The following is a 13,129-nucleotide window of genomic DNA, read 5'->3' as shown; positions in this document are numbered from 1 at the left end:
CGGCTTACCTCGCGTTACTGGCGCCAACCGGGGATTCCGGTTGAAGCTTCAGGTAGAAGTAGAACAGCACCAAGGTGATTGCGATCAACAACGCGGCGCCGGCACTGGCCAGGCCCCAGTTGAGGAACGATTGCACCTGCTGAATGATGAACTCCGGCAGCATCATGTTCTGCGCCCCGCCCAGCAAAGCGGGGGTGACGTAGTAACCGAGCGACATCACGAACACCATCAAACCCCCTGAGGCCAGGCCCGGCCGGCACAGCGGCAGGAACACCCGGAAGAAGTTGGTCCACGGACTGGCGCCGCAGATCGAGCCGGCCTGCAGGATCATCGGGTCGATAGCCTGCATGGTCGCCTGCAACGGCAGCACGATGAACGGGATCATGATGTAACTCATGCCGATCACCACGCCGGTGAGGTTGTGCACCATCTCCAGCGGTTGATCGATGATGCCCATCGCCATCAAGGCCTTGTTAATCACGCCCGAGGCTTGCAGCAGCACCAGCCAAGAATAAGTGCGGGCGAGCAGGCTGGTCCACATCGACAGCAGGACGATGTTGAGGATCCAGCGCCCCCAGCCGCGCGGCACCAAGGTGATCGCCCAGGCCAGCGGAAAGCCCAGCAGCAGACTGAACAACGTCACCAGCCCGGCCACCGAAAAGGTGTTGAGCAGCACCCGCGCATAGGCCGAATTGGCGAACAGTTGTTCGTAGTTGCCAAGGCCAGGCACAGGTTCCAGCACACCGCGCAGCAGCAGGCCAATCAACGGCGCCAGAAAGAACAGGCCGAGGAACAGCAGCGCAGGGACGAGGTTGCCGGCGCCGCGCCAGCGTTGCTTGAGGGCCGAACCGGCAGCGCCGGCGGCGCTCCCGGTGGCCGTGGAGGGACGGGGCGCAGTGGCCGCGATTTTCATTTGACCAGCCATTCGTTCCACCGTGTCGCGATAGCCGGACCGTTCTTGGCCCAGTAAGCGAAATCAAGGGTGATCTGATCCTTGGCGTAAGCCGTCGGCAGGTTGGGCGCCAGCGTCGAATCCAGACGCTCCACACTGTCGAGGTTGACCGGCGCGTAGGCGGTCAGGTTGGAGAAGTCGGCCTGGCCTTTGGCGCTGCTGGCATTGGCGAGGAACTTCATCGCCGCGTCCTTGTTTTTCGAGCCTTTTGGAATGACCAGAATGTCGGCCATGACCAGGTTCTGTTTCCAGCTCACGCCCACCGGTGCGCCGTCTTCCTGCAAGGCGTGCACGCGACCGTTCCAGAACTGGCCCATGCTCGCTTCGCCGGACGCCAGCAGTTGCTGCGACTGCGCGCCGCCGCCCCACCAGACGATGTCTTTCTTGATGGTGTCGAGTTTCTTGAAGGCGCGATCAAGATCCAGCGGGTAGAGCTTGTCAGCCGCAACGCCGTCGGCCAGCAGCGCCAGTTCGAGCACGCCGGGGCTTGGCCATTTGTACAGGGCGCGTTTGCCGGGGTAGGTCTTGGTGTCGAACAGCGCGCTCCAGTCCTGCGGCTTGTTGGCGCCGAGCTTGCCTTCGTTGTAGCCGAGGACAAAGGAGAAGAAGAACGAACCGACCCCGTGATCGTTGACGAAGCGCGGATCGATCTTGTCGCGCTGGATCACTTTGAAGTCGAGCGGTTCGAGCAGGCCTTCGGCAGCGGCGCGCAGGGCAAAATCGGCTTCGACATCGACCACGTCCCACTGCACGTTGCCGCTTTCGACCATGGCCTTGAGTTTGCCGTAGTCGGTCGGCCCGTCTTGAACGACGGTGATGCCGCTGGCCTTGCTGAACGGATCGGCCCAGGCCTGTTTCTGCGCATCCTGGGTGCTACCGCCCCAGCTGACAAAATTCACGCTTTCGGCAGCCATTGCAGCCTGGCCGGTAACGCTGAGCAGTCCCGCGAAAAAGATCGCGGTTGCAGCTTTGTTCAACACCATGTTCACGCCCTCATTGTTGTGTTTTTGAGCGGGCCTTGCGTTGTTGCCCGCCTGTCGGGAGCAGTAGCTGGACGGTTTTTCGGTTCGTCCGATCTATGGAATATCATATTATGGTATTCCAAACTTTGTGCAAGCACTTTGCCTTACCGGTTATCTGGCGGATAAGCTTTTTGTCGTTCGACAGAATTTGGTTTGAAGCGCGGATCCCTTGTGGGAGCGGGCTTGCTCGCGAATGCGTCGGGTCAAGCAACACTGATGTCAGCTGACAGGACGCCTTCGGGAGCAAGCCCCTCCCACAGAGAATGTTGTTTCAAGTGGGTTATTCGCTGAAGGGAATGCTTTCAACCACCTCAAGGTCATACCCGGTCAACCCCGCATATTTCAGCGGCGGCCCCAGATGCCGCAGCTTGCCCACCCCAAGGTTCTGCAGAATCTGCGCCCCCGTCCCGACCTCGGAATAAATCCGCGACTGCGAGCGGCTGAACTGCCGTGGCGGCTGGGTCAGCTGCGGCACGCGCTCAAGCAACGCCTGCGACGATTCATGATTGGCCAGCACCACCACAACCCCATGACCTTCCGCCGCGACCCGTTGCAGCGCCGCCCACAGCGTCCAGTTCGTCGGCCCGCTGTACTCGGCACCGACCAGATCGCGCAGCGGATCGATCACGTGCACGCGCACCAGTGTCGGCTCTTCACGACGCAAGTCGCCCATGACCATCGCCATGTGCACGCCGCCTTCGATGCGATCCTCGAAAGTGATCAAACGGAAGGTGCCATGCACCGTCGGCAGCTCTCGTTCACCGATGCGTTCGATGGTGTGCTCGGTGCTCAGGCGGTAGTGGATCAGGTCCGCGATGGTGCCGATCTTGATCCCGTGCTTGCGCGCGAACTGCTCCAGATCCGGGCGGCGCGCCATGGTGCCGTCGTCGTTCATGACTTCGACGATCACCGAGGCCGGGGTGAAACCGGCCAGGCGCGCCAGATCGCAACCGGCCTCGGTATGCCCGGCGCGGGTGAGCACGCCACCTTCCTTGGCGCGCAGCGGGAAGATGTGGCCGGGCTGCACCAGGTCTTCGGCGCGGGCATTCGGCGCGACAGCAGCGGCAACGGTGCAGGCCCGGTCTGCCGCGGAAATGCCGGTGGTCACGCCAACTGCCGCTTCGATCGACACGGTAAATGCAGTGCTGAATACACTGCCGTTGGCAGGCACCATTTGCTCCAGACCCAGGCGCTGACAATGTTCATCGGTCAGGGTCAGGCAGATCAGCCCACGTGCCTCGCGGGCCATGAAGCTGATAGCCTCCGGCGTGCAGCGGTCGGCGGCCAGCAGCAGGTCGCCTTCGTTCTCGCGGTCTTCGTCATCGACCAGCAGGACCATTTTGCCGAGGCGATAATCTTCGATGATTTCTTCGATGCTGTTGAAGGCCATGCTGGACTCTCAGGGTTCGTTGGAAATATATTGGTATACCATAATACAAAATCAACAAAGAGGTCACTATGAAGGCGTACTGGATTGCACATGTGGATATAGCCGATGCCGAGCACTACAGCCAATACACCCAGCGCACCTCGCAGGCGATTGCCGCATTCGGCGGCAAGTTTGTCGCCAGAGGCGGGCGCAGCGAGGCGCTGGAAGGACGGGAGACGCCACAGCGCACGGTGATCATCGAGTTTGAAAGCTACGAAACAGCCGTGGCGTGCTACCGCTCGGCGGCGTATCAGGAGGCGAAGAGTTACCGCGAGGAATGGGCGAGGGCGGAGATCATCATCGTTGAGGGCGTTGCCCCGATTTAAGCCGCATTGATCGTTCCCACGCTCCGCGTGGGAATGCAGCCCGGGACGCTCTGCGTCCCATCCAGAGCCGAACGCGGAACGTCCGTAGAGGCATTCCCACGCGGAGCGTGGGAACGATCAGGGGCAGGTGATTTTTAGCGCATGAAATGGATCTTGCCGCTGTCATCATTACCCATGTAAATCCCGTAAACCCCGGCCTGGCGCTCTTCGATATAGCGCTCGAGGATCTGCCGGATCGCCGGGTAGTAGATCTGCTCCCACGGAATCTCTTCCGGGGCGAAGAACTTGTAATCCATGGTCTCCGGCCCGTACTGCCCGGTAATCTCGAGGGCGATGGCGCGGAAGATGATGTACACCTCGCTGATCTTCGGCACGCTGAAAATCGAATACGGCGAGACGATTTCCGCGCGCACGCCGCTTTCTTCCCAGACTTCGCGCAGCGCCGCCTGCTCGGTGGTTTCACCGCTTTCCATGAACCCGGCCGGCAGCGTCCAGGTGCCCGGGCGTGGTGGGATCGCCCGTTGGCACAGGAGGTATTTGCCGTCCTGCTCGATGATGCAGCCGGCAATGATCTTCGGATTGACGTAGTGGATATAGCCGCAGCCGCGGCACATCAGGCGCTCGTGCGTATCACCCGGCGGCGTCTGCTGACCGAGGTCAGGGCCACCGCATTTCGGGCAAAAGCTCGGGCTGAACATGTCATTGACCTATGCGGGGTTCTTTCAGCGCGATCGGCAGGGTGATCGCCGGAGTGCCTTTGACGGCGACGCCGGTTTCTTCCTGCTTGCGCTTGAGGTAGTCGAGGGCCACGGCAGCCGCCGCGCGGACGTGATCGACGCAGGCCTGATGCGCCGCCAGCGGATCACCGCTCTTGATCGCCTCGACCATTTTTTCCATCTCGTGATTACTCGCGCCGCGTCGGTTTTCCTGGGAGACCGAGGTCGCGCGCAGATAGCTGATGCGCGCCTGCAACTGGCGCAATTGCGTGGCGGCGACATGGTTGCCCGAGCCTTCGAGCAACACGTCGTAGAAACCCTGCACCGAGTCGATCACCTGTTGCAACTCGCCGTCCTTGAGCGCCTTGCGGTTGTCATCGAGGGCTTTTTCCAAAGCTTTGATGTCCTTGGCTTTGGCGCGCAGGGTGAACAGCTGCACGATCAGGCCTTCGAGCACGCAACGCAGTTCGTAGATATCGACAGCGTCGTCAAGGGTGATGATGGCTACGCGCGGGCCTTTGGCGTCGGCGAATTCCACCAGGCCTTCGGATTCAAGGTGACGCAAGGCTTCGCGCACCGAGGTGCGGCTGACACCGAGGCGATCGCACAGGTCGCGTTCGACCAAACGATCCCCTGGCATGAGCTGGAAATTCATGATCGCGCTACGCAGTTTGTCCAGCACGATTTCGCGCAGGGTAACGGGGTTGCGATTGACCTTGAAGCTGTCGTCGAGTGGCTGGCGTTTCATGGGGTCCGCTCTTGAGCTTGGCTGTCCATGCCAGACGGGCATCAAAACAGCCGAGGGTTAACTGGAGGCCTCGGCGTCGGCTTCGGCAAAGGCTTCACGGGCCAGCCGGAAACTGTCCACGGCCGCCGGAACGCCGCAATAAATGCCGACCTGAAGCAGAATTTCGCGTATTTGCTCACGACTCAGGCCGTTACGCAAGGCGCCACGCACATGCAGCTTGAGTTCATGCGGGCGGTTGAGCGCCGAGATCATCGCCAGGTTGATCATGCTGCGCTCCTTGAGCGACAGACCCTCACGCCCCCAGACATGGCCCCAGCAGTATTCAGTGACCATTTCCTGCAGCGGACGGGTGAAATCGTCGGCGTTCTCGATCGAGCGTTGCACGTAGGCTTCGCCGAGTACCTGCGTGCGGATTTGCAGGCCTTTTTCGTATTTTTCGTTACTCATTTCTTTCGCCTCACCTCAATCCTGTGGGAGCTGGCTTGCCAGCGATAGCGGTAGTTCAGTCAGCATTGATGTTGAATGTCCCGTCGCCATCGCTGGCAAGCCAGCTCCACAGGGTTTTGCATTGTTCTCAAACAAGGGGCGGCAACGCACCCAGCTTGCCCTTGTGGTAAATCATCGGCGTCACCGGTTGCTCGGGCAGGATCAGGTTCTTCACTGCGCCGACAATGATCGCGTGATCGCCGCCGTCGTATTCACGCCACAACTCGCACTCGATGATCGCCGTGGCCTTGGCCAGAATCGGGTTGCCCAGATCGCTCAGGTGCCACTCGATACCCTTGGCCTTTTCCTTGCCCTTGCCGGCGAACGCGTAGGCTTCGGCGGTCTGCTCGGCGGAGAGCAAGTGGATGGCGAATTTCTTGCTGTCGCGCAGCACCGGGTAGGTGTCGGAGGCGTAGTTGGGGCAGAACAGCACCAGCGCCGGGTCAATCGAAAGCGCGCTGAACGCGCTGGCGGTGATGCCGACGATGCCGCCGTCCGGGTCGAGGGTGGTGACCACCGTGACGCCGGACGGGAACGAACTCATGACGTCTTTGTAAATGCCGGGTTCGATCATTTCTCAGGACTCCTAGCGCATCACAAACGGATCAGGCATTGGCGCCTGGGAGAGGTTGATCCACACCGTTTTCAGTTCGGTGTAGGCCAGCACCGAGTCGATGCCGCTTTCGCGTCCATAGCCACTGTTCTTGAAGCCGCCGATCGGCGCCATCGCCGACACCGCGCGGTAAGTGTTGACCCAGATAATCCCCGAGCGCACATCGCGCGCCAGACGATGGGCGCGACCGAGGTCGCGGGTCCAGATGCCGGCGGCGAGGCCGAACTGTGAGTCATTGGCGATCGCCAGCGCTTCGGCTTCGTCTTTGAAACGAATCACCGAAGCCACCGGGCCGAAGACTTCTTCCTGCATGATCTTCATCGAATTGCGGTCGCATTCGAACAGCGTCGGCTCGTAGAACCAGCCTTCGCCAACATCGCTCGGACGCTTGCCGCCGGTGCGCAAGCGCGCGCCTTCGGCGATCGCATCGGCGACCAGTCCTTCGACCACCGCCAGTTGCTGCGCGGTGGCCATCGGGCCCATTTCACTGTGGTCTTCCTGCGGGTTGCCGATGCGGATGCGCTGGGCGCGCTCGACCAGACGATTGACGAACTCGTCGTAGATTTCGTCCTGCACCAGCAAGCGCGAACCGGACACGCAGCTCTGCCCGGACGCCGCATAGATCCCCGCGATCGCGCCGTTGATCGCGCTGTCGAGATCGGCATCGGCGAAGATGATGTTCGGCGACTTGCCGCCCAGTTCCAGCGACAGCTTGGCGAAGTTCTCGGCGCTGCTGCGTACTACATGCCGCGCCGTGGCCGCGCCGCCGGTGAAGGCGATCTTGCGGATCAGCGGATGGCGGGTGAGGGCGGCGCCGGTGCTCGGCCCGTAACCGGTGACGACGTTGACCACACCCGGCGGAATTCCGGCTTCAAGGGCCAGACGCGCCAGTTCGAGAATGGTCGCCGAGGCGTGCTCGGACGGCTTGATCACAATCGTGTTGCCGGCGGCGAGGGCCGGGGCCAGTTTGATCGCTGTCAGGTACAGCGGGCTGTTCCACGGAATGATCGCGGCGACCACACCCATGGCTTCGTGCACGGTGTAGGCAAACAGGTCAGGCTTGTCCAGCGGCAGGGTGCCGCCTTCAAGCTTGTCAGCGAGGCCTGCGGTGTAGTGGAAGAACTCCGGCAGATAGCTGACCTGGCCACGGGTTTCGCGGATCAGCTTGCCGTTGTCGCGGCTTTCCAGCTGCGCCAGGTGTTCCTTGTTTTCTGCGATCAGATCACCGAGACGGCGCAGCAGTTTACCGCGCGCGGTGGCGGTGAGGCCGCGCCACGCCGGGCTGTCGAAGGCCGTTTGCGCCGCTTGCACGGCGCGTTCGACGTCCGCTTCATCGGCGTCGGGCAGTTCCGCCCAGGCTTGCGCGGAGGCCGGGTTGAGGCTTTCGAAGGTCTTGCCGGAGAGGGCGTCGACCCAGTCTCCGCCGATGCACATCTGGAAGCGTGCGAGTGTCATGCAACGATCCCCTTTATATGGTTTTGTCGGGAGTGTGCGAATTGGAGAAATTCCAGCAGCATCTGGTTGACCAGACGCGGCGACTCTACCGGCATCATATGCCGTTGCTCGGGCAGCACGGCAACCTTCGCACCGGGGATGCGTCGGGCCAGTTGCTCGGCCATTTCCGGGGTCGAGCCGGGGTCGAGTTCGCCGGTGGCGATCAGCGTCGGCGCCTGAATACTGCTCAGGTCGTCGGCGCGGTACATGTCCTGGGTGGCAAACAATTCGTAGGTGGTCAGGTAGCCCTGCGGATCGTTGTTGGCCAAGGTCTGGCGCAATGCAGCGATCTGCGCCGGGTTAGCCGCCTGATATTCACGGCTGAACCAGCGGGACAACGCCGCTTCGGCATTGGCGTCCGGGCCATGTTCGGCAGCCTGCGCGGTGCGAGCGATGACGCCGGCACGCTGTTCTTCGCTGCGGTTGAACACGCTGTTCAACACCACCAGGCTTTGCAGGCGCTCCGGGTAATGCAAGGCAAAGGCCCGCGCGACCAGGCCGCCCATGGAGAAACCGATCACCGCTGCCTGCGGCACATTCAAGTGATCAAGCAGCTCGAGCAACTGATCGGCGTAACCGAGCAGGTCGGTGCCGCTGGCCGGGCGCGGGCTGGCGCCGTGGCCGAGCATGTCGTAGGCGATCACCTGGTACTGGCTGGCGAGGCCGACAATCTGCCCGCCCCACATTTCTTTATTCAGGCCCACGCCGTGGATCAAAACCACGGGCTGGCCTTGGCCGGTCGCCAGGTAACTGGTGCCAGCCGGGGTGAGTTCAGCGGTGAGCCGAATCATGGAGCGCTCCTGCAATGCCTTTTATTGTGATTACTGGGCTTTTTCGGCAGCCAGTTCTTCCAGATCGATGTAGCGGTTACCGATGCGCGGGTGCAGGCGGCCACCGTCGGCGCAACCCAGCACGACGACGATTTCGTCGGCACGCGGCGCGTCTTCGATCTGCATTTCCAGAGTGATGTAGTGCGAACGCAGGCCTTCGTCGTCCTTGTGCATCATCGGGATCTGAATCGAAGTGCCCGGACCGCCGCGCTTGTTGGTGAAGCTCAGGTAGCTCTTGGCTTTCACCGCTTCGCGGTAGTGGTTGCCGAAGCGCAGGGTGTGGATCACCGCCGACGCGTGCTCGATCTCGCCATCAGCGCCGACTACCGCCGCTTTGCCGTAAGCCTCGATCTTATCGGCTCCGCCGATAATGCCGACCAGACGCTCGACCATCATTGCGCCGAGGTCGGAGCAATTGGCGCGGATCTGCGGCTTGAGGTCTTCGACAAAACCGTTGCCCACCCACGGGTTCTTCATTACCACGGCGAGGCCGACCATGGTTACCGGCTTGTCAGTAGCCTTGCCGCCTTCGATGAAGATTTCTTCGACATAGCTGACGATCTTGCGAATTTCGAAACTCATGAGCTGCTCCGTTGGGGGATTGAGAGTGTCTATGCGTCTGATGGTATACCATAATACCGATCCTGCAAGTCCCTCTGATGAGATTTGCCTCATCACCCCGGCGAATGGTCATGTATTCAAATCCCGCACTCACCACCAACCCCTGTGGGAGCGAGCTTGCTCGCGAAGGCGGTGTGTCATTCAACTCAAATGTTGACTGATCCGGCGCTTTCGCGAGCAAGCTCGCTCCCACAGGGAATTTCTTCGTTACAGAAGGCCGCTTTCGGTTAACAAAAGATAACGTGGCGCCGATTGTCAGACATTTGCAAAGCCCGATAGGATGAGCCAGCTTCCGAAGGGGCTCTGGATTGCGGGTTTCAGGAGGATGCTTCTGAAATGCCAGTAGCCGAGCACTCTTGCGGCGCCCTTGAAGGCCCGATGGCCCAACAATAATAAATAGGGGAAGGTCTATGAGTCGTTGCCGCCCGCCGGCGTTACGCAACACCGCGTTGCTGGCCACAGCACTCTCGCTGCTGGGCTTTGCCACGTTATCGGCACCTGTGATTGCCGCCGAGGCCCCGGCTGACGTGGTCTATGCCACCGAATCGGCCAAGGCCGCCAAAAGCCTCATTCTCGATGTCGTCCACGCTGGCGCGCGTCTGGTCGCGGTCGGCGATCGCGGGCACATCGTCTATTCCGATGACCAGGGCAAGACCTGGACCCAGGCCAAGGTGCCGACCCGGCAACTGCTCACCGCCGTGTATTTCGTCGACGACAAAAACGGTTGGGCCGTGGGCCACGACGCGCAGATTCTCGCCAGCGCAGACGGCGGTCTGACCTGGACCAAACAATTCGAAGACCTTGCACGTGAATCGCCGTTGCTCGACGTCTGGTTCAAGGACGCCAGCAGCGGCTTTGCCGTGGGCGCCTACGGCACGCTGCTGGAGACCACCGACGGCGGCAAGCACTGGGAAGACGTCAGCGATCGCCTCGACAACGAAGACCAGTTCCACCTCAACGCCATCGCCGCCGTGAAAGACGCCGGGCTGTTCATCGTCGGCGAGTCCGGCAGCATGTTCCGCTCCGCCGATGACGGCCAGACCTGGGAAAAACTCGAAGGCCCGTACGAAGGTTCACTGTTCGGCGTGATCGGCACGGCGCAAGCGCAGACCCTGCTGGCGTACGGCTTGCGCGGCAATCTTTATCGCTCCACCGATTTCGGCAGCAACTGGGAGCAGGTCGAACTCAAAGCCGCACGCGGTGCGCTGGAGTTCGGCCTGTCCGGCGGCACGCTTCTGGAAGACGGCTCGATCGTCATCGTCGGCAACGGCGGCTCGGTGATCAGCAGCAGCGACAACGGCGAAACCTTCAGCGTGTTCAACCGCCCGGATCGCATTTCGCTGTCGTCGGTCACCGCCGCCGGCAACGGCAACCTGATTCTGACCGGGCAGGGTGGTTTGCACATCACCCAGCCAAACGGTGCCGAGACCAATAACAAGAAGGCGGGGCTATGACTTCCTTGATCACTCCTCAGCAGGAAAAGGCGACGGTTCTCGAGCGCCTGATCTTCAACAACCGCCCGGCCGTGATCCTGATCTGCCTGGTGGTGAGCATTTTCCTGTTCTGGCAGGCCACGCTGATCCGGCCGTCGACCAGTTTCGAAAAAATGATCCCGCTGCAGCATCCCTTCATCGAAAAGATGATGGAACACCGTAACGATCTGGCGAACCTCGGCAACACCGTGCGTATTTCGGTGGAAGCCACCGACGGCGACATCTTCTCCAAGGAGTACATGGAGACCCTGCGCCAGATCAACGACGAAGTGTTCTACATTTCCGGCGTCGATCGTTCCGGCCTCAAATCGCTGTGGAGCCCGAGCGTACGCTGGACCGAAGTGACCGAAGAGGGTTTCGCCGGCGGTGAAGTGATTCCGCAGAGCTACAACGGCTCCCAGGACAGCCTCGATCTGCTGCGCAACAACGTGCTCAAGTCCGGCCAGGTCGGACGTCTGGTGGCCAACGACTTCAAGTCGAGCATCGTCGACATCCCGCTGCTGGAGGCCTATCCGGACCCGCAGGATCAGGGCAAGTTGCTGGCGCTGGACTATCGCCAGTTCTCCCATGAACTCGAAGACAAGATCCGCAACAAGTTCGAAGCGCAGAACCCCAACATCAAGATCCACATCGTCGGTTTCGCCAAGAAGGTCGGTGACCTGATCGACGGTCTGGTGATGGTGGTGCTGTTCTTCGGTGTCGCCTTCGTCATCACCCTGATTCTGCTGCTTTGGTTCACCAACTGCCTGCGCAGCACCATTGCGGTGTTGAGCACGACGCTGGTGGCGGTGGTCTGGCAGCTCGGCTTGATGCACTTCTTCGGCTTCGGCCTCGACCCGTATTCGATGCTGGTGCCGTTCCTGATTTTCGCCATCGGTATTTCCCACGGCGTGCAGAAGATCAACGGTATCGCCCTGCAATCCAGCGAGGCCGATAACGCCCTGACCGCTGCACGACGCACCTTCCGGCAGTTGTTCCTGCCGGGGATGATCGCGATTCTGGCCGATGCGGTGGGCTTCATCACCCTGCTGATCATCGACATCGGCGTGATCCGTGAACTGGCGATCGGCGCGTCCATCGGCGTTGCGGTGATCGTGTTCACCAACCTGATCCTGCTGCCGGTGGCGATTTCCTATGTCGGCATCAGCAAACGCGCGATTGCCAAGAGCAAGAAGGACGCCAACCGCGAGCACCCGTTCTGGCGCCTGCTGTCGAACTTCGCCAGCCCGAAAGTCGCACCGATTTCGGTAGCGCTGGCGCTGATCGCCTTCGGTGGCGGCCTCTGGTACAGCCAGAACCTGAAGATCGGCGACCTCGACCAGGGCGCGCCAGAACTGCGTCCGGACTCGCGCTACAACAAGGACAACAACTTCATCATCAGCAATTACTCGACCAGTTCCGACGTGCTGGTGGTGATGGTCAAGACCAAAGCCGAAGGCTGCTCGCGCTACGAAGCCATGGCGCCGATCGATCAGCTGATGTGGAAGATGCAGAACACCGAGGGCGTGCAGTCGGCGATCTCGCTGGTGACCGTGTCCAAGCAGATGATCAAGGGCATGAACGAGGGCAACCTGAAATGGGAAACCCTGTCGCGCAACCCGGATGTGCTGAACAACTCGATCGCCCGTGCCGATGGCCTGTACAACAACAGCTGCTCGCTGGCACCGGTGCTGGTGTTCCTCAACGATCACAAGGCCGAGACCCTCGATCGTGCGGTGAACGCGGTGCAGGAATTCGCCAAGGAAAACAACAAGGACGGCCTGGAATTCATCCTCGCTGCTGGTAACGCCGGGATCGAAGCAGCGACCAACGAAGTCATCAAACAGGCTGAGTTGACCATCCTGATTCTGGTGTACATCTGCGTGGCGGTGATGTGCATGATCACCTTCCGCTCCTGGGCTGCAACCCTGTGCATCGTCCTGCCGCTGGTGCTGACCTCGGTACTCGGCAACGCGCTGATGGCGTTCATGGGCATCGGCGTGAAAGTCGCGACGCTGCCGGTGGTGGCGCTGGGCGTGGGGATTGGTGTGGACTACGGTATCTACATCTACAGCCGCCTGGAAAGTTTCCTGCGTGCCGGGCTGCCGTTGCAGGAAGCCTATTACCAGACGCTGAAGTCCACCGGTAAAGCGGTGCTGTTCACCGGCCTGTGCCTGGCGATCGGCGTGTGCACCTGGATCTTCTCGGCGATCAAGTTCCAGGCCGACATGGGCCTGATGCTGACTTTCATGCTGCTGTGGAACATGTTCGGCGCGCTGTGGCTGTTGCCAGCGCTGGCCAAGTTCCTGATCAAGCCGGAGAAACTGGCGGGGCAGAAGGGTAATTCGTTGTTTGCCCACTGATCTGAAGGCCTGAAACGACAAAGCCGCAACCTTGAGGGGTTGCGGCTTTGTTATTTT

At 61.0% G+C, this 13,129-nt stretch carries 13 protein-coding genes; 3 read left to right on the top strand and 10 right to left on the bottom strand.

Going from position 1 to position 13,129, the window contains the following annotated elements; translation table 11 throughout:
- Positions 1-4 precede the first annotated feature (4 nt).
- The 3 genes from LJU32_20160 to LJU32_20150 all read right to left on the bottom strand — a co-directional run bounded on the left by LJU32_20160 (position 5) and on the right by LJU32_20150 (position 3,364).
- On the bottom strand, positions 5-913 hold the full coding sequence (locus LJU32_20160; protein ID WKV87895.1) for an ABC transporter permease: 909 nt from the start codon (positions 911-913) through the stop codon (positions 5-7).
- A complete protein-coding gene (locus LJU32_20155) occupies positions 910-1,935 on the bottom strand; it encodes an ABC transporter substrate-binding protein (GenBank protein ID WKV87894.1) in 1,026 nt (341 codons plus the stop codon). Before LJU32_20155 ends, LJU32_20160 begins: the two co-directional genes overlap by 4 nt.
- 319 nt (positions 1,936-2,254) lie before the next feature.
- Positions 2,255-3,364 (bottom strand): bifunctional 3,4-dihydroxy-2-butanone-4-phosphate synthase/GTP cyclohydrolase II, encoded by a 1,110-nt coding sequence (locus tag LJU32_20150; protein WKV87893.1) that lies wholly within the window; start codon positions 3,362-3,364, stop codon positions 2,255-2,257.
- Between the two features lie 68 nt (positions 3,365-3,432).
- On the opposite strand from LJU32_20150, the gene LJU32_20145 reads away from it, so the two are divergent.
- Positions 3,433-3,729: a DUF1330 domain-containing protein gene (locus LJU32_20145; GenBank protein WKV87892.1), complete on the top strand. Its 297-nt coding sequence runs from the start codon at positions 3,433-3,435 to the stop codon at positions 3,727-3,729.
- 134 nt (positions 3,730-3,863) lie between these two features.
- On the opposite strand, the gene LJU32_20140 is transcribed toward LJU32_20145, so the two are convergent.
- The 7 genes from LJU32_20140 to LJU32_20110 all read right to left on the bottom strand — a co-directional run bounded on the left by LJU32_20140 (position 3,864) and on the right by LJU32_20110 (position 9,198).
- Positions 3,864-4,427, bottom strand: a complete 564-nt coding sequence (locus LJU32_20140; protein WKV87891.1) for an NUDIX hydrolase — start codon at positions 4,425-4,427, stop codon at positions 3,864-3,866.
- A 1-nt stretch (position 4,428) separates the two neighbouring features.
- Positions 4,429-5,193 (bottom strand): GntR family transcriptional regulator, encoded by a 765-nt coding sequence (locus LJU32_20135; GenBank protein WKV87890.1) that lies wholly within the window; start codon positions 5,191-5,193, stop codon positions 4,429-4,431.
- A gap of 57 nt (positions 5,194-5,250) precedes the next feature.
- Positions 5,251-5,640, bottom strand: a complete 390-nt coding sequence (locus tag LJU32_20130; protein ID WKV87889.1) for a carboxymuconolactone decarboxylase family protein — start codon at positions 5,638-5,640, stop codon at positions 5,251-5,253.
- Between the two features lie 127 nt (positions 5,641-5,767).
- Positions 5,768-6,253 (bottom strand): flavin reductase family protein, encoded by a 486-nt coding sequence (locus tag LJU32_20125; protein ID WKV87888.1) that lies wholly within the window; start codon positions 6,251-6,253, stop codon positions 5,768-5,770.
- Between the two features lie 12 nt (positions 6,254-6,265).
- A complete protein-coding gene (locus LJU32_20120; protein ID WKV87887.1) occupies positions 6,266-7,747 on the bottom strand; it encodes an aldehyde dehydrogenase in 1,482 nt (493 codons plus the stop codon).
- Positions 7,744-8,577, bottom strand: a complete 834-nt coding sequence (locus LJU32_20115; protein ID WKV87886.1) for an alpha/beta hydrolase — start codon at positions 8,575-8,577, stop codon at positions 7,744-7,746. Before LJU32_20115 ends, LJU32_20120 begins: the two co-directional genes overlap by 4 nt.
- A gap of 30 nt (positions 8,578-8,607) precedes the next feature.
- Complete coding sequence (locus tag LJU32_20110; GenBank protein ID WKV87885.1) at positions 8,608-9,198, bottom strand: amino acid synthesis family protein; 591 nt, start codon at positions 9,196-9,198, stop codon at positions 8,608-8,610.
- A 449-nt stretch (positions 9,199-9,647) separates the two neighbouring features.
- Between LJU32_20110 and LJU32_20105 the strand changes: the two genes are divergently transcribed.
- Positions 9,648-10,691 carry a YCF48-related protein gene (locus tag LJU32_20105; GenBank protein ID WKV87884.1) on the top strand — a complete coding sequence of 348 codons (1,044 nt, stop codon included), beginning with the start codon at positions 9,648-9,650 and terminating at the stop codon, positions 10,689-10,691.
- Positions 10,688-13,072: an RND family transporter gene (locus tag LJU32_20100; protein ID WKV87883.1), complete on the top strand. Its 2,385-nt coding sequence runs from the start codon at positions 10,688-10,690 to the stop codon at positions 13,070-13,072. The genes LJU32_20105 and LJU32_20100 overlap by 4 nt, the downstream gene beginning before the upstream one ends.
- Positions 13,073-13,129: the final 57 nt, after the last annotated feature.

The sequence above is a fragment of the Pseudomonas sp. B21_DOA genome, assembly GCA_030544685.1.
In the GTDB taxonomy this organism is placed as follows: domain Bacteria; phylum Pseudomonadota; class Gammaproteobacteria; order Pseudomonadales; family Pseudomonadaceae; genus Aquipseudomonas; species Aquipseudomonas fluorescens_AO.
Note: the sequence above shows the minus strand (reverse complement) of the source record. Positions and strands in the feature narration are given on the sequence as shown.

Excerpts from the sequence above, each read along its gene's own strand:
- LJU32_20155 (WKV87894.1), bottom strand. The coding sequence starts at position 1,935 with ATGGTGTTGAACAAAGCTGCAACCGCGATCTTTTTCGCGGGACTGCTC.
- LJU32_20130 (WKV87889.1), bottom strand. The coding sequence starts at position 5,640 with ATGAGTAACGAAAAATACGAAAAAGGCCTGCAAATCCGCACGCAGGTA.
- LJU32_20100 (WKV87883.1), top strand. The coding sequence starts at position 10,688 with ATGACTTCCTTGATCACTCCTCAGCAGGAAAAGGCGACGGTTCTCGAG.
- LJU32_20150 (WKV87893.1), bottom strand. The coding sequence starts at position 3,364 with ATGGCCTTCAACAGCATCGAAGAAATCATCGAAGATTATCGCCTCGGC.
- LJU32_20160 (WKV87895.1), bottom strand. The coding sequence starts at position 913 with ATGAAAATCGCGGCCACTGCGCCCCGTCCCTCCACGGCCACCGGGAGC.
- LJU32_20135 (WKV87890.1), bottom strand. The coding sequence starts at position 5,193 with ATGAAACGCCAGCCACTCGACGACAGCTTCAAGGTCAATCGCAACCCC.
- LJU32_20115 (WKV87886.1), bottom strand. The coding sequence starts at position 8,577 with ATGATTCGGCTCACCGCTGAACTCACCCCGGCTGGCACCAGTTACCTG.
- LJU32_20105 (WKV87884.1), top strand. The coding sequence starts at position 9,648 with ATGAGTCGTTGCCGCCCGCCGGCGTTACGCAACACCGCGTTGCTGGCC.
- LJU32_20110 (WKV87885.1), bottom strand. The coding sequence starts at position 9,198 with ATGAGTTTCGAAATTCGCAAGATCGTCAGCTATGTCGAAGAAATCTTC.
- LJU32_20145 (WKV87892.1), top strand. The coding sequence starts at position 3,433 with ATGAAGGCGTACTGGATTGCACATGTGGATATAGCCGATGCCGAGCAC.
- LJU32_20140 (WKV87891.1), bottom strand. The coding sequence starts at position 4,427 with ATGTTCAGCCCGAGCTTTTGCCCGAAATGCGGTGGCCCTGACCTCGGT.
- LJU32_20120 (WKV87887.1), bottom strand. The coding sequence starts at position 7,747 with ATGACACTCGCACGCTTCCAGATGTGCATCGGCGGAGACTGGGTCGAC.
- LJU32_20125 (WKV87888.1), bottom strand. The coding sequence starts at position 6,253 with ATGATCGAACCCGGCATTTACAAAGACGTCATGAGTTCGTTCCCGTCC.